Origin of the sequence: Planktotalea sp., from assembly GCF_050633725.1 — a bacterium.
Lineage (GTDB): Bacteria > Pseudomonadota > Alphaproteobacteria > Rhodobacterales > Rhodobacteraceae > Planktotalea.
The window spans coordinates 35008-56357 of record NZ_JBOEHB010000017.1 but is presented as its reverse complement, the minus strand read 5'-3'; the positions used below and the strand labels follow the sequence as shown (position 1 = coordinate 56357).

Annotated in this window: 24 protein-coding genes and 1 pseudogene; all 25 read right to left on the bottom strand. The window is 55.2% G+C overall.

Annotated features, from left to right (window positions below; translation table 11 throughout):
* Nucleotides 1-4: 4 nt before the first annotated feature.
* Nucleotides 5-1045 carry an NADH-quinone oxidoreductase subunit NuoH gene (nuoH, locus tag ACRBCU_RS13890; RefSeq protein ID WP_431365992.1) on the bottom strand — a complete coding sequence of 347 codons (1041 nt, stop codon included), beginning with the start codon at nt 1043-1045 and terminating at the stop codon, nt 5-7.
* A gap of 7 nt (nt 1046-1052) precedes the next feature.
* Nucleotides 1053-1457, bottom strand: coding sequence for a hypothetical protein (locus ACRBCU_RS13885; RefSeq protein WP_431365991.1), 405 nt, complete (start codon nt 1455-1457; stop codon nt 1053-1055).
* Between the two features lie 8 nt (nt 1458-1465).
* Nucleotides 1466-3156, bottom strand: a pseudogene (locus ACRBCU_RS13880) (molybdopterin-dependent oxidoreductase); the annotation flags it as partial.
* 2 nt (nt 3157-3158) lie between these two features.
* Nucleotides 3159-3495, bottom strand: a 337-nt coding sequence (locus tag ACRBCU_RS13875; protein ID WP_431365990.1) for a 2Fe-2S iron-sulfur cluster-binding protein, incomplete at its 3' end; no start/stop codon positions are given.
* A 6-nt stretch (nt 3496-3501) separates the two neighbouring features.
* Nucleotides 3502-3912, bottom strand: a complete 411-nt coding sequence (locus ACRBCU_RS13870; protein WP_431365989.1) for a DUF5333 domain-containing protein — start codon at nt 3910-3912, stop codon at nt 3502-3504.
* A gap of 118 nt (nt 3913-4030) precedes the next feature.
* Entirely contained in the window at nt 4031-4360 is a 330-nt protein-coding gene (locus ACRBCU_RS13865; RefSeq protein WP_431365988.1) for a hypothetical protein, read from the bottom strand.
* On the bottom strand, nt 4357-5658 hold the full coding sequence (gene nuoF / locus ACRBCU_RS13860) for an NADH-quinone oxidoreductase subunit NuoF (RefSeq protein WP_431365987.1): 1302 nt from the start codon (nt 5656-5658) through the stop codon (nt 4357-4359). The genes ACRBCU_RS13865 and nuoF overlap by 4 nt, the downstream gene beginning before the upstream one ends.
* A 7-nt stretch (nt 5659-5665) precedes the next feature.
* Nucleotides 5666-5893, bottom strand: coding sequence for a DUF5337 domain-containing protein (locus ACRBCU_RS13855; RefSeq protein ID WP_431365986.1), 228 nt, complete (start codon nt 5891-5893; stop codon nt 5666-5668).
* Nucleotides 5894-5905: 12 nt separating this feature from the next.
* Nucleotides 5906-7024 (bottom strand): hypothetical protein, encoded by a 1119-nt coding sequence (locus tag ACRBCU_RS13850; RefSeq protein WP_431365985.1) that lies wholly within the window; start codon nt 7022-7024, stop codon nt 5906-5908.
* Between the two features lie 30 nt (nt 7025-7054).
* On the bottom strand, nt 7055-8236 hold the full coding sequence (locus ACRBCU_RS13845) for an NADH-quinone oxidoreductase subunit E (protein WP_431365984.1): 1182 nt from the start codon (nt 8234-8236) through the stop codon (nt 7055-7057).
* A gap of 32 nt (nt 8237-8268) precedes the next feature.
* Complete coding sequence (locus ACRBCU_RS13840; protein WP_431365983.1) at nt 8269-8781, bottom strand: hypothetical protein; 513 nt, start codon at nt 8779-8781, stop codon at nt 8269-8271.
* Between the two features lies 1 nt (nt 8782).
* Entirely contained in the window at nt 8783-9094 is a 312-nt protein-coding gene (locus tag ACRBCU_RS13835) for a hypothetical protein (RefSeq protein ID WP_431365982.1), read from the bottom strand.
* Nucleotides 9091-10314, bottom strand: a complete 1224-nt coding sequence (locus tag ACRBCU_RS13830; RefSeq protein ID WP_431365981.1) for an NADH-quinone oxidoreductase subunit D — start codon at nt 10312-10314, stop codon at nt 9091-9093. Before ACRBCU_RS13830 ends, ACRBCU_RS13835 begins: the two co-directional genes overlap by 4 nt.
* Nucleotides 10314-10484, bottom strand: a complete 171-nt coding sequence (locus ACRBCU_RS13825; protein ID WP_431365980.1) for a hypothetical protein — start codon at nt 10482-10484, stop codon at nt 10314-10316. Before ACRBCU_RS13825 ends, ACRBCU_RS13830 begins: the two co-directional genes overlap by 1 nt.
* Nucleotides 10481-11089 carry an NADH-quinone oxidoreductase subunit C gene (locus ACRBCU_RS13820; protein ID WP_431365979.1) on the bottom strand — a complete coding sequence of 203 codons (609 nt, stop codon included), beginning with the start codon at nt 11087-11089 and terminating at the stop codon, nt 10481-10483. The genes ACRBCU_RS13825 and ACRBCU_RS13820 overlap by 4 nt, the downstream gene beginning before the upstream one ends.
* 21 nt (nt 11090-11110) lie before the next feature.
* Complete coding sequence (locus tag ACRBCU_RS13815) at nt 11111-11644, bottom strand: NuoB/complex I 20 kDa subunit family protein (RefSeq protein ID WP_431365978.1); 534 nt, start codon at nt 11642-11644, stop codon at nt 11111-11113.
* Entirely contained in the window at nt 11635-12000 is a 366-nt protein-coding gene (locus tag ACRBCU_RS13810; RefSeq protein ID WP_431365977.1) for an NADH-quinone oxidoreductase subunit A, read from the bottom strand. Before ACRBCU_RS13810 ends, ACRBCU_RS13815 begins: the two co-directional genes overlap by 10 nt.
* Nucleotides 12001-12318: 318 nt before the next feature.
* Complete coding sequence (locus ACRBCU_RS13805) at nt 12319-13110, bottom strand: crotonase/enoyl-CoA hydratase family protein (protein ID WP_431365976.1); 792 nt, start codon at nt 13108-13110, stop codon at nt 12319-12321.
* Nucleotides 13107-13970, bottom strand: a complete 864-nt coding sequence (locus tag ACRBCU_RS13800) for a hydroxymethylglutaryl-CoA lyase (RefSeq protein ID WP_431365975.1) — start codon at nt 13968-13970, stop codon at nt 13107-13109. The genes ACRBCU_RS13805 and ACRBCU_RS13800 overlap by 4 nt, the downstream gene beginning before the upstream one ends.
* The gene (locus ACRBCU_RS13795; protein ID WP_431365974.1) at nt 13967-14644 is read right to left on the bottom strand and encodes a glutathione S-transferase family protein; all 678 of its coding nucleotides are present in this window, start codon (nt 14642-14644) and stop codon (nt 13967-13969) included. The genes ACRBCU_RS13800 and ACRBCU_RS13795 overlap by 4 nt, the downstream gene beginning before the upstream one ends.
* Nucleotides 14641-16587 carry an acetyl/propionyl/methylcrotonyl-CoA carboxylase subunit alpha gene (locus ACRBCU_RS13790; RefSeq protein WP_431365973.1) on the bottom strand — a complete coding sequence of 649 codons (1947 nt, stop codon included), beginning with the start codon at nt 16585-16587 and terminating at the stop codon, nt 14641-14643. Before ACRBCU_RS13790 ends, ACRBCU_RS13795 begins: the two co-directional genes overlap by 4 nt.
* Nucleotides 16588-16653: 66 nt before the next feature.
* The gene (locus tag ACRBCU_RS13785; RefSeq protein ID WP_431365972.1) at nt 16654-18258 is read right to left on the bottom strand and encodes a carboxyl transferase domain-containing protein; all 1605 of its coding nucleotides are present in this window, start codon (nt 18256-18258) and stop codon (nt 16654-16656) included.
* Nucleotides 18255-19796, bottom strand: coding sequence for an AMP-binding protein (locus tag ACRBCU_RS13780; protein WP_431365971.1), 1542 nt, complete (start codon nt 19794-19796; stop codon nt 18255-18257). The genes ACRBCU_RS13785 and ACRBCU_RS13780 overlap by 4 nt, the downstream gene beginning before the upstream one ends.
* Nucleotides 19797-20138, bottom strand: coding sequence for a hypothetical protein (locus tag ACRBCU_RS13775; RefSeq protein ID WP_431365970.1), 342 nt, complete (start codon nt 20136-20138; stop codon nt 19797-19799).
* Nucleotides 20138-21301 carry an isovaleryl-CoA dehydrogenase gene (locus ACRBCU_RS13770; RefSeq protein ID WP_431365969.1) on the bottom strand — a complete coding sequence of 388 codons (1164 nt, stop codon included), beginning with the start codon at nt 21299-21301 and terminating at the stop codon, nt 20138-20140. The genes ACRBCU_RS13775 and ACRBCU_RS13770 overlap by 1 nt, the downstream gene beginning before the upstream one ends.
* Nucleotides 21302-21350: the final 49 nt, after the last annotated feature.

Sequence of the window (21350 nt, the reverse complement as noted above, 5' to 3'; positions counted from 1 at the left end):
TGCTTTAGCCCCCTACGCCCCAGCGCGCGAATGCGCCCCAGAACCAGTCAAATTTTGCCGCGAAGGCGACGAAGACAACCCAGCCAAGGCTCATGGGCAGGAAGATTTTCCAGCCAATGCGCATCAGTTGGTCATAGCGGTAGCGCGGTGTGATCGCCTTCACCATCGAGAAGAAGAAGAACACGACCAGCATCTTGCCAACCATCCACAGAATGCCATCTGGCAAACCCGGGATTGGGGACAGCCAACCGCCAAAGAACAGAAGCGAGATCAGCGCGCACATCAAAACAACCGCGACAAGCTCACCGATCATGAACAAAAGGAACGGCGTGGAAGAATATTCCACCTGATACCCTGCAACCAGTTCTGATTCCGCTTCGGGAAGGTCAAACGGAGGTCGGTTGGTTTCCGCAAGCGCCGAGATAAAGAACAGGATCAACATTGGGAAATGCGGGATCCAGTACCAGCTAAAGATGCCATAGCTGCCATCTTGCGCCGCAACGATATCGCCAAAGTTCATAGAACCCGAAGAAATGATGATGCCGATGATGATCAAACCGAGCGAGACTTCGTAGGAAATCATCTGCGCAGCAGAGCGCAGGCTGCCAAGGAACGGGTATTTCGAGTTGGACGCCCAACCGCCCATGATCACACCGTAAACTTCCAAGGAAGACACCGCAAAGACGTATAAGATCGCAACATTAATGTCCGATAGCACCCAGCCGTCATTGAACGGGATCACCGCCCAAGCAATCAGCGACATCACCAGCGTGACCATCGGCGCGAGCAGGAAGACAACCTTGTCTGCACCCGCAGGGAAGACAACTTCCTTTACGATATATTTCAGGAAATCCGCAAAGCTTTGCAGCAGGCCAAAGACGCCAACGACGTTAGGTCCACGGCGCATCATCACAGCGGCCCAGATTTTGCGATCTGCATACATCAGAAAAGCGAGCGCCAAGAGCAAAGGAATAACCAGAAGGAAAATCTGTCCAACGATTGTCAGGCCCATGCCCAAGATTGTGGTGGTGAAAAAGTCGTACATTAGGTCCTCACACCGTCGGTATTTTGTTTTCATCGCAGGATGAAACGGTGACTTCTGCGTCAATCGTCTTTAGCCCGCGCGGCAATGCTGGAGAAATGGTGTAAACAGCGTCTGCCGTCCAAATTCCAGCCTGTTCGGCAACGCTTGTGCGCAGATGACGCGCAAAGCCGTAGCCTCGAATAAGTGCGTATTGCGCAGCAGCGCATTCCGCATAGGCATCAACGTCCGCGTTGTCACGCGCGCCAGCCATTGTAACCCGAAAATTGACCAAATCTCCGTCCAAAAGGCGCGTTTGAACGCCTTTATAATCCGGCTTGAACGGGGGTTGTTTCGGCTCGCTCGTTTGCTCGCAACCAGACACAGTTCCCGCCAGCGCCAATGCGCTGATCAAACCCGAAGGCGATATGATCATCGCTTGGTTCACTCGGCCGCCATCTTTCCTGCGCTTGCGCGTGCTTTTGCGTTTGCGCTCAGCTCTGCCATCAGCTCGCTCGCCCGTGCAATTGGATTGCTCAGGTAAAAATCACTGATTGCATTGCGGAAATCCGCCTTGCCCATCTTCTTGGCTTTCAATGGCTGCCATTCATTCTCTGGCACCTCATCAATATTCGCCAAATGCGGAACCTCTTCGACCAGTGCAGTGCGCAGCGCAGCAAGGCTATCAAATGGCAACTGCGCATCCAGCTCCGCAGAGAGCGCACGAAGGATCGCCCAGTTCTCTTTTGCGTCACCCGGTGCAAATCCTGCGCGCATCGCGAGCTGAGGACGTCCCTCGGTATTCACGAACAGCCCCTGCTCTTCCGTGTAGGCTGCGCCCGGTAGAATGATGTCCGCACGGTGCGCGCCGCGATCGCCGTGGCTGCCTTGGTAAATAACAAAAGCCCCTGCATCAATGTCGACTTCGTCAGAACCAAGATTGTAGATCACCTCGGCCCCATCTGTGGCCGCTTCGATGCCACCCTCTGTGGTGCATCCAATGTCCATAGCGCCAACGCGGCTTGCCGCTGTATGAAGAACCATGAACTTGGACTGACCCGCTTCAGCGCTCGCCATTGCTGTGCCCAGAACGGCTTCGCCGTCTGCTTCTTGCAACGCGCCTTGGCCGATGATCATCACACCTGCTTTGCCGTGTTTGTCGGAATGATCCATATCAGCGATCTTTTGCAACGCGGCTCGGTCCGTCCCGAGGTGGATATATTCATAGCTCAGATCAACTGGCTCGCCGATTAGCGCAACGGTTGCGCCTTTCGTCCAGGCCTTGCGAATACGCGCATTCAAAACAGGCGCTTCAACACGCGGGTTTGAGCCAATGATAAAGATCATCTCCGCATCGTCGAGATCTTCGATTTTTGCAGTGCCCGCATAACCAGACCGATTGCCCGCAGGCAGCTTGGCCTTATCCGTGCGGCACTCAACAGCGCCGCCCATACCCGTTACCAGTTGCTTGAGCGCAAAAGCCGCTTCCACAGGAACCAGATCGCCAACGAGACCGGCAACCTTTTTGCCCTTCATCGCAGAAGCAGCCGCGCTTAGCGCCTCTGGCCAGCTCGCTGCGCGCAGCTTGCCGTTTTCGCGAATGTAGGGGCGATCAAGACGTTGGCGGCGCAGGCCATCCCAGACAAAACGGGTTTTGTCAGAAATCCACTCTTCGTTCACACCATCATGGTTGCGCGGCAACATGCGCATCACTTCGCGCCCCTTCGTGTCGACGCGGATAGACGAGCCAAGTGCATCCATCACATCGATGGTCTCGGTCTTGGTCAGCTCCCAAGGCCGCGCAGTAAAGGCGTAGGGTTTAGAGACCAAAGCACCAACTGGGCACAGATCAATGATATTGCCCTGCAAGTTGCTGTCGAGCGTTTCGCCAAGGTAGGACGTAATTTCTGCATCCTCGCCGCGACCCGTTTGGCCCATCTGCAAAATGCCCGCGACCTCAGAAGTAAAGCGCACGCAGCGGGTGCAAGAAATGCAGCGCGTCATATGGGTTTCGACCAATGGGCCGAGATCCAGATCGTCCGTTGCGCGCTTTGGCTCGCGGAAACGCGAAAAATCAACGCCATAAGCCATGGCTTGGTCTTGCAAATCGCACTCGCCGCCCTGATCGCAAATCGNNAAATCGGGCAATCCAGCGGGTGATTGATCAGCAAAAACTCCATCACGCCTTCGCGTGCTTTTTTGACCTTTGGCGAATTGGTTTTGATTACGGGCGGTGCGCCCTCTGGACCGGGGCGCAGATCGCGCACCTGCATCGCACAAGACGCTGCAGGTTTTGGCGGGCCACCAACGACCTCCACAAGACACATGCGGCAATTGCCAGCAATCGTCAGACGCTCGTGATAGCAGAAACGGGGGATTTCGACCCCCGCCTCTTCACAGGCTTGAATAAGGGTCATTGCCCCGTCTACTTCGACTTCGTTGTCGTCGATGATGATCTTGCGTAGGTCAGACATCGGGTCTCACTTTGCTTTTAGGAGGACGCCAATTTGGCTGCGTTTCGAAATTTCAGCGCGGCCAAGACGGCACATAGAAGCGGCATCAGAGGTCGATGCACCATTTTGCGCGAGATATGCCTCGCCGCGCTTGCGCATCTTTGCCTTCTCTACTTTGCTTTTGGTGTATGAGTTGATTTCACTGTTAGAATAGCCCTTCGCACGCGCCTGACGTTTAAGGCTGTTCAAAAAGCTAAGCGCGGTGAATGTGCGCGCTGAGATAGAGCCACAACGATTGCGAATTTCATCCGCGATACCGACCGCCAGCAAACCATTGTTGATTTCGGTTTCATCCTGCAAGCCTGCGGCCGAAACGGGCGCGGCAAAGGCAAGGCTGGCGGCGAAAACTGTTGTTACTACTTTTGATGTCATACGCATGGTGTATCTCCTGTCATGCAAACTGCTCTCATCGATTGGCGTCGTGCCAAATCGCAAGACCCACATGGGGTTTGAGCGGCTTGATATGCAATAACAGTCCTGTTTTTGTTGGAATTTCTCATTCTGCGCAGCGTCCCTGAACAGTGAGTTCGTCTTCAACGATGCTAAGCGCCGTTGCCTCTGCATCCGGGCTGAGCGTCCAGTTGATATCGGAGGAGCCATAGTTGCGAACGCAGTGCGTCGTTCCTTCGTGGCGCGCCGCTTCGCGGGCCCCTTCGAGACTTTGGCTCACGGGGGAAACCGTCGCAACAAAGTCACGCTTGCTTTCGCCATCAACTTTCAAACGACCCGAAAACCGATGCCCATCAAACAAGATAGACTTTCTGGGATCTTCACATCCGGCAAGGGTTAGGGCCGCGAGGCCGCTGAAAAGTATGGTCCGTATCATCGTGCTGCCACCGCGCGCGTTGTGCGCCCTGCAATCTGCGCCTTGATGCGATCTTCGATCTCATCGCGGAAGTTATTGATCAAACCTTGGATCGGCCAAGCCGCCGCATCACCAAGCGCACAGATCGTGTGGCCCTCGACCTGCTTGGTCACATCCCAAAGCATATCAATTTCCGCAGGATCCGCATCGCCGCGCACAAGGCGCTCCATCACGCGCATCATCCAGCCTGTGCCTTCACGGCACGGCGTACACTGACCGCAGCTCTCGTGTTTGTAGAACTTTGCCAAACGCCAGATCGCTTTGATAATGTCCGTGTCTTTGTCCATAACGATCACCGCCGCTGTGCCAAGGCCAGAGCCAAGATCGCCGCGCAGGTAGTCAAAATCCATAATCGCATCGCGCATCTTTTCGCCGCGCACGCAAGGAACGGAGGAGCCACCCGGAATAACCGCTTTCAGGTTGTCCCAGCCGCCTTTGATACCGCCGCAGTGCGTTTCGATCAGCTCCTCAAACGAGATGCTCATCGCCTCTTCAACAACGCAAGGATTGTTGACGTGGCCAGAGATCGCAAACAGTTTCGTGCCCGCGTTATTCGCGCGGCCAAAACCGGCAAACCACTCAGGGCCTCGGCGCAGGATCGTTGGAACGACCGCGATGCTTTCCACGTTGTTCACAGTCGTTGGGCAGCCATAAAGACCCGCGCCCGCAGGGAATGGCGGCTTCATGCGCGGCATGCCCTTTTTGCCCTCAAGGCTCTCGAGCAGTGCAGTTTCTTCGCCGCAAATATACGCCCCTGCCCCGTGGTGCAGGTAAATGTCGAAATCCCAACCGGACTTCGCTGCGTTCTTGCCAACGAGACCCGCTTCATAAGCTTCGTCAATCGCCGCTTGCAGCGCTTCTTTCTCGCGGATGTATTCACCGCGAATATAGATGTAGCAGGCATTCGCATTCATCGCGAAGCTGGCGATCAAGCAACCCTCGATCAGCGTATGCGGATCATGGCGCATGATTTCGCGGTCTTTACATGTGCCGGGCTCGGATTCATCTGCGTTCACAACCAGATAGCTCGGACGTCCGTCGCTTTCTTTCGGCATAAACGACCACTTGAGACCCGTCGGGAAACCCGCACCGCCGCGACCACGCAGGCCAGAAGCTTTCATCTGGTCGATAACCCAGTCACGACCCTTTTGGATGATCGCTGCTGTACCGTCCCAATGTCCACGCGCCTGCGCACCCTTAAGGGTACGGTCATGCATACCGTAGAGATTGGTAAAAATGCGATCCTGATCGGCTAGCATCTTAGGGTTATCCTTTCGTCTTCTGACGCTTGCGCCAGATCTGATATGTAACAACCATCGACCAAACCAGTGCTGCCAAGACAGCGAAGTCGATGAGGAGTGCGAACCGACCGGGCATGCCCAGCTTAGGTCCAAGCCAAGGGGCCAAGATCCAAATCAGCATAGATCCCGCAATCACAAGAGCGACGGTGCGCCCTTGCTTTGCCAGTGCTGCATCTGTGTCATCAAGGCCCATTGGTTTCTTTCTTTAGTAGACCGACCCTTTGTCGACGCGCTTGGAGAACTCTGTCTCTTCGCCCGACGCCAAAAGCTTGGCTTGTTCTATCCACTTGTCGCGTGTCGCACGTCCCTTAAAGCCTTCAAGGTTCGCATTAACCCATGCCATTTCGTCAGGCGTCCAAGCTGCAATTTGATCGAAGTGGTAAAAGCCCATTGTGTTGCAGAGCTTTTCAAGCTTTGGACCAATGCCTTTGATCCGCTTAAGATCATCTGCACCGCCTTCACGCGCCGCCTCCAAAGTGGCAGGCTTTGAACCCTCGCCAGTTCCTTCAAGAACACCGTCACCATCGAAATCAGGCGTCGCGCTTGCGTCGGCCTCGGCAGCAGCGGCCGCTTTCTTGGCTTTGCGCTTGGCTTTGGTTTTCGCTTTGCCCTTGCCAGCATCTGTCGCAGCGGCATCATCTGTCGCGGCTGCAGCTTTGGCCTTCGCCTTTTTGCCAGCTTTCTTACCCGCTTTTTTGCCTGATTTGGCCGCACCTTCAGCCTCTTCGGCAGCAGGCGCTTCTTCGGGCTTGTAAGTCCATTCACCTTTGCGGGATTGCAATTCCGCCTCGCCAGCGAGTGCAGCGCTTGGCATTACTTTAACTGCATCATCAGCGCCGCTTGCCGCGTCCTCAGGGGCCGCATCCGCGCTCGCAACATCAGATGCGTCTTTTGTAGAGGCGTTTACAGCGTCGCTAACCTCAGGCTCTGCCGCTGCAACATCAGCGCTTGCCGCTGCTGATGCCGTTGCCGCTGCGGGAGCCGCTTCAGGCTCCGCCTGAGCTGCGCTTTGCGCTTTGGGTTCTGAACTCTTTGTTGCAACAGCTGCGGTTGCTGCTGCAGCGGCTCCTGCCGCCGCAACTGGCGCAGCTGCTGTGCGCCCACTGCTTTCGCGGGGCTTTTCACCCATTGCAGGCACAGGTGCACAGAACAACCAGTTGAACAGAAGGCCAAGCAGAACAAACCCGATCAGGCCAAGGATCAACGCGGCCATAAAGGATTTACCCGCAACCGACATCAACATGATAAAGATGAATGCGCCCACAAGCGCTGCAATTGCCCAGCACCAGAATTGGCACTTAGGGTCTTTGCCTTGATTAGTCATAGTTACACTCCCAGTCACTTTTATACGGCATTAGTAAACGCCGCCTTTTTTGACGCGGGTTGCAAACTCAGTCTCGCCCCCGCTTGCAAGCACTTCGGCTTGTTTCACCCAATTGTCGCGACTTACGCGACCTTTGAATCCTTCGAGATTTTGATCGACCCAAGCCACTTCGGCGTCGGTCCATTTAGAGATTTGATTAAAGTGGAAGAAGCCAAGGGTATTGAGCAGCTTTTCCAACTTCGGGCCGACGCCCTTAATCATTTTCAAATCATCCGCGCCGCTCTTCCGAGGGGCTTTGCGCGTCTTAGGCTTAGTGCCGGCACTCGCAACTGCAGATGTATCAACCTTTGCAGCCTCAGCCTTTGCAACTTTCTTCGCTGTTGCAGGCTTTTCCTTTGGCGCTTTTGCTTCGGCCTTTGCGGGCTTGGCCTTTGCAGGCTTGGCTTTTACAGCCTTAGCGGGCTTGGCCTTTTCGGCCTTGGCCTTAGCGGGCGTTGCAACGGCCCCACCCTGCCAAGGTGCCAAGAACGGCACTTCCGTTCCATCAATCCGCTTGATGGTATCGCCAATGTCCGTCGCAAGCTGCACTGACGCGTTATACTGCGTTTTGCCGCTTTCGTATTCTTTCAAGCTGCTTAGGCCCGACAAAGGCTCGCTCGAATAGCGGCCATTTTGTGGACCGGGCGTTGCGACTTCTCCGCTCGCAAAACCGTCCAAAAGATCAGACAAACCCTGCGCCGTCAGATCTTCATAATAATCCTTACCGATCTGAGCCATAGGCGCGTTAGTGCAAGCACCAAGGCACTCCACCTCTTCCCAAGAAAACTTGCCATCCGCACTCAGAACATGCGGCTTATCAGCAATCTTTTCGCGGCACACAGCAATCAAATCTTCCGCACCGCAAATCATGCAAGACAAGGTTCCGCAAATCTGGATATGCGCGACACGGCCCACGGGCTGCAATTGGAACATGAAATAGAACGACGCCACTTCGAGGCCGCGAATATACGCCATGCCCAACATATCAGAAATATGCTCAATCGCAGGGCGGGTTAACCACCCTTCTTGCTCTTGTGCGCGCCAAAGCAATGGAATGATCGCAGAGGCCTGACGGCCCTCCGGGTACTTCGTGATCTGTGCTTCAGCCCACACCTGATTGTCGGGCGTGAAAGCAAAGCTGGTCGGTTGGTCTTTGTGCAGACGTCGCAGCATTTCAAAGTCTTTCCATCTTCATTCCGACGATCTCACGAGCAAGCCGTGATCCCAGCCAGTCTTTTTCTATTGTTCAATATCGCATGCTTGGTTTTCGCCAAACTCGGCCCACCGAGGTCAACAAGCACCTTTCCTGCATAGGTCATGAACGCTTTTTTGCCAGCGTTGTTCCAACCGGACTTACGCGCCATCGCATTGAATTCTTTGCGCGAGGACCCCGCAGCGGCCCATAGGTATTCGCCCATCTTTGCATAGGTTTTGTTTCCCGCAGGAGACACCGGAACCATACACCCGTTTTTCTTGAGTGCGGTGAACAAGACCTGCGCAGCGGGCGCGCCGCGCAATTTGCCCATCGCTGTGCCAATCTCTTTCGAGCGCGCTTTCACCGCCGCATCAGGCGAGTTGATGAAATACGGTCCCATATGTCGGCAATCTGGCATTCCGCAAGCCATCACAAACGATTGCGCTGCAACTGGCTGAGGAGCCAGAAGCAAGGCCATAACAATGGCACCGCTAAGGTTTCGGATGAGTGCGAATAAGGTCATGCTATCCCGTCTTTTTCTGAGCATCTGGTGCGCAGACGCCAACGGTTGAGCGAATACCGCCGCCTTGAAGCGCAACAGCGTGGCCGCGACGCACCTTAGTTGCAGCCAATTTGGTGATGTCTTCGCGGCTCATACCTGTTTGCAATTCTACAGGCAGGTAGTCGCTTTCAAACTTCAGATCGCAGCCAATTGAAGCAACCGCCGCGTCGAAATTCGCGGAGTTGTCAGCAGTCGTCGTTCCATCCACTGTCGTGGTTTCAACGCAGCCTGCAAGCAGCGCAGGAATCGCAAAGAGCACAGCAAAACGCATCATCGGTCAATCTCTCCAAACACAACGTCCATCGTTCCAATAATCGCAGCAACGTCTGCCAATTGGTGGCCAACTGCGACATGATCCATCGCCTGCAAATGCAAATATCCAGGAGCGCGGATTTTGCTGCGATACGGTTTGTTCGATCCATCCGCGACAAGGTAAACGCCGAATTCACCTTTGGGGGCTTCTACAGCGCAGTAGACTTCGCCCGCAGGAACGTGAAAGCCTTCGGTATAAAGTTTGAAGTGGTGAATCAGAGCTTCCATCGAGGTTTTCATCTCGCCGCGTTTTGGCGGGGTAAGCTTGCCGCGCGCCATCACATCGCCCGTCGCTTCGCGCAGTTTCACAATCGCTTGGCGGATGATCGACACGGATTGCGTCATCTCCTCCATGCGGCACAAATAACGATCATAGCAATCGCCGTTTTTGCCGACAGGGATTTGGAATTCAAACTCGTCGTAGCACTCATAAGGCTGTGCACGGCGCAAATCCCATGCAAGGCCAGAGCCGCGCACCATCACACCAGAGAACCCGTAGTCCAGAATGTCTTGCTCCGTGACAACACCGATGTCGGCATTGCGCATCTTGAAAATGCGGTTTTCCGTAAGCAAACCATGAATATCATCCATGAACTTCGGAAATTCCAGCGCCCAAAGATCAATGTCATCAAGCAAATCATCTGGCAGATCCTGATGCACTCCGCCCGGCCGGAAATACGCAGCATGCAGACGCGCGCCGCATGCGCGCTCATAAAATTCCATCAACTGCTCGCGTTGCTCAAAACCCCAAAGCGGCGGCGTCAACGCGCCAACATCCAAAGCCTGCGTTGTGACGTTCAGCAAGTGGTTTAGAACGCGGCCAATTTCCGAGAACAACACGCGGATCAAGGACGCACGGCGCGGCACTTCGATACCGCAGAGCTTTTCAATCGCAAGGCACCAAGCATGTTCTTGGTTCATCGGGGCCACGTAATCGAGGCGGTCGAAGTACGGCAGGTTTTGCAAGTAAGTGCGGCTTTCCATCAGCTTTTCTGTGCCACGGTGCAGCAGGCCGATGTGAGGATCGCAGCGCTCTACGATTTCGCCGTCGAGTTCTAGGACCAGACGCAACACTCCGTGCGCCGCAGGGTGCTGCGGGCCGAAGTTGATGTTGAAGTTACGGATTTTCTGCTCACCCGCGAGGGCATCTACAGAACCGTCGTCAAACTTGGAGCCGTCCATCAGCGTTTCTCCAATTCTTGCAAATTAATTGCCATGTACCAAAGCAATCCGACCACTCCCACGGGAATGACACAAGCAACAGCCCAGTATTTGTTGATACCGAAGAACGGCAAAAGCTTCAGCATCGGAACAATCGTCAATGCCGATATGACAAGCCACCAAAAGCTCATTTCGCCTCCTCCGTCTTCTCGTCACCGGGCAGCACGTATTTCGCGCCCTCCCAAGGGGACATGAAATCAAACTGGCGGTATTCCTGAATCAAGCTCACAGGCTCATAGACAACGCGCTTTTCAACTTCGTCGTAACGCACTTCGGTATAGCCCGTCGTGGGGAAATCCTTGCGCAGCGGATACCCACGAAACCCGTAGTCGGTCAGAATGCGGCGCAGGTCTGGGTGGCCTGAGAACAGGATACCAAACATATCGTAGACTTCACGCTCGAACCAATTGGCGCTGGGATGCACGTCCACGATAGACGCAACCATATCCTCTTCGCGCACCTGAAGACGCAGGCGGATACGTTGGTTCCGATACATGGACAGGAAATGGTAAACCACATCGAAGCGCTTGCCGCGCTCTGGGTAATCCACCGCAGTAATATCCACCAAAGACGAAAAACGGCAGGTCGCATCGGTTTTCAAAAACTCGACCAGTTCCACGATATTCGCAGGGGCCACCGTGACGTTCAACTCGCCCTGCTCCACAGCCCAGGACAACACGCAATCGGGGCGTTTCATCTCGATGTGGGTGCCAAGTTCTTGCAGCGCTTCGCTCATCTGTCTCTCCTCAAGCGCACCTTAGCGCGCGATTGTTCCGGTGCGGCGAATTTTGCGTTGCAATTGCATGATGCCATACATCAACGCCTCAGCCGTGGGCGGGCAGCCCGGCACGTAGACATCGACAGGCACAATGCGATCACAGCCACGCACAACCGAATAGGAATAGTGGTAATAGCCGCCGCCATTGGCGCAGGATCCCATAGAGATCACGTAACGAGGCTCTGGCATTTGATCGTAAACTTTGCGCAGCGCAGGGGCCATTTTGTTGGTCAGTGTTCCCGCAACGATCATCAAGTCTGATTGACGCGGGGAGGCGCGCGGTGCGGTGCCGAAACGCTCAAGGTCATAACGCGGCATCGAGGTGTGGATCATCTCCACAGCGCAGCACGCAAGGCCAAAGGTCATCCAGTGCAGCGAGCCAGTACGCGCCCAATTGATGATGTCATCGGTTGAGGTCAGCAGAAAGCCCTTGTCGGCCAGCTCTGCATTGAGTGCAGCTGTGCCATGTTCGCGATCGCCGCCAGCGGTGGCAGTTCCAGTCATCACTCCCATTCCAGCGCTCCTTTTTTCCACTCATAGGCAAAGCCTGCGGTAAGCACGGCAAGGAAGACCATCATCGACCAGAAGCCCACCATGCTCACATCCTTAAAGGCCACGGCCCAAGGGAAGAGAAAGGCAATCTCGAGATCAAAGATGATGAACAGGATGGCGACCAGATAGAAACGCACATCGAACTTCATTCGTGCATCGTCGAACGCGTTAAATCCGCACTCGTAGGCAGAGACTTTTTCAGGGTCAGGATTGCGCACCGCCAAAACGATTGCTGCGAGGATCAAGATCAGGCCAAGTGCAATAGCAACGGCCAAAAAAATGATAATGGGGAGATATTCTCTTGCTATGTCTTCCACGAAGAACGGTTCCCTTCGGTGATTGTCATGCGCGAGCATGATCAAATGACGAGTATGGCTTTGTAATTGGGTTTACCGAGGGTGGCAGAAAGGGTCAACTGACCCGAAGCAAGTATTGCACGCATTCAATTGTTTGAATATACTTTGTTTTCAAAGCCTTACGCAGTGAAGCGTTCAAAATGCGGCAAATCGCCGAGTCCATAAATGCGACAGGCCATAGATATCGCGCCCAAGCGGCGCGAAACCATGCCCCACCTAGCCGCGATTCCTTTGTTTACAATCCGTTAATCGGCTGAACGGTCGCCAAATTCCGAGTATTTAGCTCGGTTTCAGCCATTCAGGGCTGCGTTTCTCGAAAAACGCCGAAATTCCCTCTAAGGATTCTGGGCTTTCCCATCGCTTAGCCAAAGCGCCAATGGTGTGCTGTATCACGTCCTCATCAACGCTGCGCGATAGTGTGCGGATCAGTGTTTTTGCATCGCGAACAGCGCCCGGCGCGCAAGAAAGATATGGCGCAACCTCGGCCTCGACCGCGGCGTCCAGTGCATCCGCAGAAACGACCTTGGCCAACAGACCCAGCGTTTCGGCCTCATGCGCATCAAAACGGCGCGCGGACATGAATACGCGCCGCGCCCGCGCAGCCCCCATACGCGCCACAACATAAGGGCCGATGGTTGCAGGTATCAATCCGAGCCGCGTCTCTGTCAGCCCCATCAGCGCGCCTTCTACGCCGATTGCCACATCGCACACGCTTGCCAATCCAACGCCTCCGCCAAAGGCATTGGCGTGAATGCGTCCGATCAACGGTTGCGGCAGGGTATCGAGCGCCTGCAACATATACGCCAGTTTGCCGGCTTGCGCCGAGCGCGTTGCGGGGTCCATATCCATCTGCGCGCGCATCCACGCCAAATCCCCACCTGCGCAAAAGCTCCCGCCTATTGCCGCAAGCACAACAACCCGAATATTCGTATCCGCTGCGATCTGCCCTGCTGCGACTGTCAGTTCGTCCAGCATCTGCTCTGACATCGCGTTATGTTTTTCGCTGCGCGCCAAGGTAAGCGTGGCAACGCCGCGGGTGTCTGTCTCAAGGGTGATGGTTTCAAAACTCATGCCAAATCTCCTTCGCGCAGCGCACGCGCCATATCTGCGGCCTTCTCCAAGACGTCCGCGTTTAGCCCAGTTTCATAGCCAAGCGCCGTCAAACGCGCATGAACCGCCTCGCTTGCCACATTGCCCGATGCCCCCGGCGCATAGGGACACCCCCCCAAACCGCCGATTGCACCATCAAAAACGCGTACACCGCACTCAAGCGAAGCCTCAATGTTATCGAGCGCCCGGCCACTTGTGTCGTGATAATGCCCCGCAAGCACCGCATCTGGCACAGCCTCACGCACCGCTGTTAGCATTTTTGTAATTTCTTCTGGATAAGCTTGCCCCGTCGTGTCCCCTAACGAAAGCTCATAACAGCCCATAGCGTGCAGCTCCTTTGCCACCGACACCACAGCCTCTGGCGCGGTCGGGCCATCATAAGGGCAATTCACCACGCAAGAAATGTAGCCGCGCACGGGAATACCTGCGTCCTTCGCCGCAGACGCAACAGGTCGAAACCGCTCAAGGCTTTCTGCGATAGAGGCGTTGATGTTCGCCTTGGAGAAACCTTCGCTCGCAGAGCCAAAGATCGCGACCTCATCGGCCTTGGCGGCAATCGCCCCCTCCAGCCCGCGCAAGTTTGGCGTCAGCGCAGCATAAGAGATACCGCTCGCGCGCTTGATACCGCCAAGCACCTGCGCGCTGGTCGCCATTTGCGGAACCCACTTCGGGCTGACGAAGCTCGCCACTTCAATGCGCTGAAAACCAGCCGTACTCAGTAGGTCAACCAATGCGATTTTGTCTTGCGCAGAAATCAGACGCTTTTCGTTTTGCAGACCATCGCGCGGGCCAACTTCGAATATCTCAACATTCGGCTTCATGTGCTTGGCTCCCATGCTGGGTAAAACGGCTTGGTGTAAAGTTGCGCATCTTCACTTGGCAGGCTTGCTTTGAACGCAGGCCTTTCAGATAGCTGCGCGAACCACCGCGCGGTTGCGGGGTGGCGTTCCAATGTGCAGAACTTCTGCCCCAAATAGACCGCCTGCCCGACGCTGATGTCCGCGGCAGAAAATCCGCTGGTCAACAGCATGTCACGGTTTTCGATCGGCGTACTCAGCCGCGCCTCAATCGCATCATAGCATTTGGACAGGCGCGCCGCCTCCAGCTTCATCACAACGGGACTGCGCATCGCATCATCGTATAGCATGATGTGTTGCTGCGTCAGCGCGGCAATATGCTGGCTGACGGTTTCCGCGAAATTCACCCAAACGAGCCACGCCATGCGATCTGGATTGCCCACATCGCGGCCAAGCCCCGCGTCAGGAAAGCGCTCGCACAGGTATTGCGTGATCGCGCCAGTTTCAAACATGCGCTCCCCATCAATCTCGAGCGCGGGAACGCGCCCCGCAGGCGAAAGCGCAAGGTAGCTTGGGTCGCGCAAGCTTTTGTCAAAGGAGTGCACAACAATCTGAAACGGAACTTCCAGCTCGTGCAGCAGCCAAAGCGAACGCATCGAGCGCGTTTGAGGACAGTGGTGCAGAACAATTTCGCTCATTCCGTTGCATCCCCTTCTGGCTCTAACTGAACGAGCGCCGCGCCTGCTTCCACTTGCGCCCCCTCAGCAGCGAGAACCTCCGCAACAACGCCAGAGCGTTGCGAAACCAACGAATGTTCCATTTTCATAGCCTCAAGGACTGCAATCCGATCACCAAGGGCCACTTTTTGTCCCTTTTTCACAAATACAGATTTGAACAAACCCGGCATTGGAGCGACGATAATGTCCTTATCGCCCCCTATATCACCTGTTTGATCCAATGGATTAACAATCGCCAAACTCACGCCATTGGGGCCAAAGACATGCACATGATCACCCACCTTTAGCGCGCGATCCGCCGCCTTGCCATTCAACGTCCAAGCCCCGGCTTTGAACCTTGCATTGACGGGGCCGAGGGGCGTTTCAATCTCGATCTTATCTGGTGACGCAAGCTGTAGACGGCAGTGATACGGCTCATCACCTTGCTGTAAAACCAAAGACTGCGCGAGCGGTGCCCATAGCGAAAAGCCTGCTTGCGGCGCTGCACCTTCCAAACCAGCAGCCCAAATCGCGGCGCAGGCAAGCGTTTGTGCATCAAGCGTGGGTTTCATCGTCAGCGCCGCTTGATCGCGCGCAATTAGGCCGGTGTCCACTTCGCCTTTCCCGAACCCTTCATGACTCGCGAGCGCATGTAGGAACCGCAAATTCGTAACAGTTCCAGAAACTTGCGTCTCCGCGAGTGCGCGTTTGAGCTTGGACAATGCAATCGCACGTGTCGCGCCATGAACCGTGATCTTTGCGATCATCGGATCATAAAACGGGCTGATCGTATCGCCTGTACGCACGCCCGTATCGGCGCGTGCGTCTTTGGCAAACTGCAAATGCGCCAATTTACCTGTTGAGGGCAGAAAGTCGTTTTCGGCATCCTCCGCATAAAGCCGCGCCTCAAACGAATGACCGCTTAGCGACAAATCTTCCTGCGCGCATGGCAGCGCTTCGCCAGCAGCAACGCGCAATTGCCACTCTACAAGATCAACGCCCGTAACAGCTTCGGTGACGGGATGCTCCACTTGCAAACGTGTGTTCATTTCCATGAACCAGAACCCGTCGACCTTTAGCCCGTCAGATCCATCAACGATGAACTCGATTGTCCCCGCTCCAGAATACCCGATCGCTTCGGCCGCACGAACGGCCGCATCGCCCATAGCCTTGCGCACCTCTTGCGACATGCCCGGCGCAGGTGCTTCTTCGATAACTTTCTGGTGGCGCCGTTGCAGCGAGCAATCACGCTCAAACAAATGCACCGCGTTCTTGCCATCGCCAAAAACCTGAACTTCAATATGACGCGGCTTTGTTACGAATTTCTCAACCAGCACATCCGAATTTCCGAAAGCCGTTTTTGCCTCGGAGCGCGCGCTCTCCAAAGCGTCAAGAAACGCATCAGGGGCTTCGACCAAGCGCATGCCTTTTCCACCGCCACCAGCGACCGCTTTGATCAAAACTGGATAGCCAATTTCTCTCGCCTTTTGCACCAATTGCTCATCGGACTGGTCCGCGCCGTGATAGCCAGGGACAACTGGCACACCTGCCTTTTCCATCAATGACTTAGCGGCGTCCTTTAATCCCATTGCTCGGATCGCCTTCGCGCTGGGTCCTATGAACACCAAACCAGCAGCTTCAACCGCTTCTACGAAGTCGGGATTTTCGGATAGAAAGCCATATCCAGGATGAATCGCCTGCGCCCCGGTTGCAAGCGCTGCTTCGATGATGACATCGCCGCGAAGGTAGCTATCAGCAGGCGCTGAGCCGCCGATATGAACAGCGTCATCTGCCATTTCGACATGGCGAGATGTAGCGTCTGCATCAGAATAAACAGCGACACTTCGCACACCAATTGCCTTGGCGCTTTGCATAATACGGCAAGCGATTTCGCCGCGATTGGCGATTAAGATGGTATCAAACATGAGTTGTTACCTTTTTATTATCAGTTATTTGAAGGGTAAAGTTGAAGTAAAACATGAACAAACCCCCTACATTCTAAAGACGCCAAAGCGCGTATCTTCGATAGGTGCGTTAAGCGCAGCCGAAAGGCTAAGCGCAAGAACATCTCGCGTCTTTCGCGGATCAATCACACCATCATCCCAAAGGCGCGCAGAGGCATAGAGCGGGTGGCTCTGCTCTTCGAACATATCAATCGTCGGCTGCTTGAATGCAGCCTCCTCTTCGGCGGACCATGTTCCGCCTCTCGCTTCGATGCCATCACGTTTGACAGTTGCAAGCACGCCAGCCGCCTGTGGCCCGCCCATCACAGAGATCCGACTGTTCGGCCACGACCACAAAAAACGCGGCTGGTAAGCGCGCCCTGCCATGCCGTAATTGCCTGCCCCAAAAGAGCCGCCAACCAGCATCGTAATCTTGGGAACCGACGTGGTCGCCACCGCCGTCACAAGCTTTGCGCCGTGACGCGCGATACCCTCATTTTCGTATTTGCGACCCACCATAAAGCCGGTGATATTTTGCAAGAACACCAGCGGAATTTTGCGCTGTGAGCATAGCTCGACAAAGTGCGCACCCTTCTGCGCGGCCTCCGAAAACAACACACCGTTGTTCGCGATGATACCAATCGGGCAGCCCTTCACATGGGCAAATCCCGTGACCAAAGTCTCGCCGTAGCGCGGCTTAAATTCATCAAAACGAGAGCCATCCACAAGCCGGGCGATGACCTCACGAATGTCATATGGCGTGCGCAAATCGGAAGGAACAACGCCAAACAGCTCTGCGGGATCATAGGCTGGTTCTTCACAGGTTTGCCATTGCACCGTCGAGGGTTTAGCGCGGTTCAAATGGCTTACGGCACGGCGCACCAGCGCAAGCGCATGGGCGTCATCCTCTGCCAAATAATCTGCAACGCCTGACAGGCGGGTATGGACATCTCCACCGCCCAAATCCTCGGCAGTCACCACTTCGCCCGTTGCCGCTTTAACCAAAGGCGGACCCGCAAGAAAAATGGTGCCCTGTTCGCGAACAATGATCGTCACATCACTCATCGCGGGGACATACGCACCGCCTGCTGTGCAAGATCCCATAACAGCCGCAATCTGAGGAATGCCTTTCGCGCTCATGCGGGCTTGGTTGTAAAAGATGCGGCCAAAGTGATCACGATCGGGGAACACTTCGTCCTGATTGGGCAAGTTCGCGCCGCCGCTATCGACCAGATAGATGCAGGGTAGATTGTTTTCCTCTGCAATCTCCTGCGCGCGAAGATGTTTCTTGACGGTCATCGGATAGTACGTGCCGCCCTTCACGGTGGCGTCGTTGCACACCACCATGACCTCTTGGCCTTCTACGGTACCAATGCCCGCGATAACGCCAGCACAGGGTGCCACATCGCCATACATGCCATGCGCGGCGGTTGCCCCCACTTCCAAGAAAGGCGATCCTGCATCCAACAGGTTCGCGACCCTTTCGCGGGGCAACATCTTTCCGCGTTTTACGTGGCGCGCACGGGACGCTTCGCTGCCCCCCAATGCGGCTTTCGTCGCCACTTCAGAAACCTGTGCGAGCGCCTCTTCATGTGCTTTAACATTTGCCTGAAATTCCGCGGAACTTGGCAAGGCCTTGCTTGTTAACCTCATTGTGCAGTCTCCATTTCCACGCATGCACGCGCTTTTAGGTCTTTACGAATGACCTTGCCTGTCACTGTCATAGGCAAAGCATCCAAAAACTGAATTTCTCTTGGATAAGAATGGGATGACAGACGTTCCTTAACAAACGTCTGAAGATTTGTGACCAAATCGTTACTCGGAGCGATACCCGATTTCAGCACCACATAGGCTTTGACAATCTCGGTTCGCAAAGCGTCGGGCTTGCCGACAACACCGACCGTTGCCACGGCGCTATGGGCGAGCAAACAATCCTCGATTTCTGCGGGGCCGATGCGATATCCCGATGAGGTGATCACATCATCCTCTCGCCCGACGAAACGAAGATAAGCGCCTGACCAAGCGCCGCGATCCCCCGTCAGCATCCAGTCACCGCGGAACTTTTCAACGGTAGCTTCTGGCTTTCCCCAATACTCCAGCATCATCGATGCTGCGCCCTTTCGGATCGCAATATCCCCTTCTTCGGAGGTTATGCGCCCCGCAGGATCAAGCACCGCGATATCAAATCCCGGAACGGGTTTACCAATGCAATTCGGACACGGATCAAACAGGCTGGACGCCGAGCTGGCCACCATGTTGCATTCGGTTTGGCCGTAAAATTCGTTAATATCGACGCCAAGGGCGCGCTTGCCCCACTCGAGCATCTCCCCCCCTAGAGGCTCGCCGCCTGACGCAACAGAGCGCAGGCTGCCAATCGAGACATCCGCCGCCTTAAGCATGCGAAGCGCAGTCGGAGGGAAAAACACATTGCGGATCGGCGCGCGCGAAAGCACGTCCAAACAGCGCTCTGGCGTGAATTTTGGCAAACGCGCGGCCACTACCGGCACGCCCAATGCAAGTCCGGGCATAAGCACATCAAACAAGCCACCAATCCATGCCCAATCTGCCGGCGTCCACAGGCAATCGCCGTCTTGACCAAGGAAATCATGGCTCATTTCAACGCCCGGTAAATGGCCAGTAAGCATCTTATGCCCATGCAGCGCCCCTTTAGGTGCACCTGTGGTTCCAGAGGTGTAAATCAAACACGCGGGCGTTTCGGGGCCAGTTTCGACGCAGGTTAAGCGAAGGTTCTCTGCCGCCTCCAACCCATCGGGCACGAACAGTAGCGCGACTGTTTCGCGATTTTGATTGGCTGGATCCGTGATGATCAAAGCCAATCCAGCGTCGCGCGCACGAACATCAAGCGCCTCTGATTGAAACAAGGTGAACAATGGAACAGAGATCGCACCAAGCGACCAAATCGCTAAATGTGCGGCGGCGGTCCATATGTCCTGAGATCGCAATACCCCGACCCGATCACCGCGTTTGACCCCGCGCGCTTGCAACTGATTTGCGAGCAAAGCACTTTTTGTCTCAAGTTCTTGGTAGCTCACTGGCCCATGCTCAAGATCAATTATCGCGATCTGATCAGCGGGCTGGGCCAAGCATTGCTCAGCCATATTGAGAACAGAGGGCAGCGCCCACTGAAAGCCAACGTGCAGCTCTGAATATGTTTGATCGCGACGTAGCATCTAAGTCTCGGGCCTTATAGATCGCCAACCGCAGGGCGTATTCCCGCCATGAACATAACGGCCAATGCGATTAAGGTGATATTCAGAATAGTTAACAGACAGGGTGCGATCACAGGGATTTTCTCCGCAAATCACAACGAGCCAGATCCCGTTTTCATCGCTTGGCACAGCATGGCACGATGTTAGACTGCGCCCCTCGCGCTCTTCTAGGTAATGCGCTGCATATTTCGCGATTACGTCAGATTCCGTGATCGTCGCGTAAATCCAGCCAACCCGCAGACCGAAGACTCCGATGGCTGCCGTGAGCGCCGCAACGGGCGTCCAAAGCAGCCAAGGGCGCATTAGGCCATCGCTCCCATAAGCTCGCGTCCTACAAGCATACGGCGTATTTCGGATGTGCCTGCACCGATCTCCATCAGTTTGGCATCGCGGAAGATACGCGCAACGGGGCTGTCATTGAGGAAGCCTGCACCACCCATCGCCTGAACCGCCTGATGCGCGACGACCATCGCTTCTTCAGAAGCATAAAGCACGCAAGCGGCTGCATCCTGACGGGTCACTTGGCCTTTGTCACAGGCTTTCGCGACCTCATAAACATAGGCGCGCGCTGTGTTCATCTTGGTGTACATGTCAGCGATTTTGCCCTGCATCAGTTGGAAGTTACCGATGCTTTGACCGAACTGCTTACGCTCGACCATGTAGGGCATAATTTCATCGAGGCAGGCCGCCATGATGCCCGTGCCGATGCCGGAAAGGACAACACGTTCGTAATCAAGGCCGGACATCAGAACGCGCACGCCCTTGCCCTCTTCACCAAGCACGTTTTCAAACGGCACTTGCACGTCGTCAAAGATCAGCTCCGCCGTGTTGGAACCGCGCATGCCGAGTTTGTCGAAATGGTTGGAGGTGGAGAAACCTGTCATCGACTTTTCAATAAGGAAAGCCGTCATACCGCGCGAGCCCGCATCTGGGTCGGTCTTGGCATAAACCACCAGCGTATCCGCGTCAGGACCGTTGGTGATCCAGTACTTATTGCCGTTCAAACGGTAGTGATCGTTGCGCTTTTCCGCGTGCAGTTTCATCGAAACCACGTCTGAGCCTGCGTTTGGCTCGGACATCGCCAGCGCCCCGACCTTTTGGCCAGAAACGAGGTCAGGCAGATATTTCGCCTTTTGCTCTGGTGTGCCGTTGAGGCTGATCTGGTTCACACAAAGGTTCGAATGTGCGCCATAAGAGAGCGAAACAGAGGCAGAGGCCCGCGCCACTTCTTCGACCGCGATCACATGGGCAAGGTAGCCCATTTTCGAGCCGCCGTACTCTTCCTCAACGGTGATACCGTGCAAGCCAAGCTCGCCCATCTCCGCCCATAGCTCTGGCGGGAATTCGTTTTTCGTGTCGATCTCTGCGGCCATGGGTTTAACGCGATCTTGCGCCCAGCGGTGAACCATATCGCGAAGCGCGTTGACGTCCTCGCCGAGATCAAAAGTCATAGAATGGGTGAACATGAGGTGGCTCCGAGTTTATTGAACGCTTGTTCAGATAATGTCGAAGCCG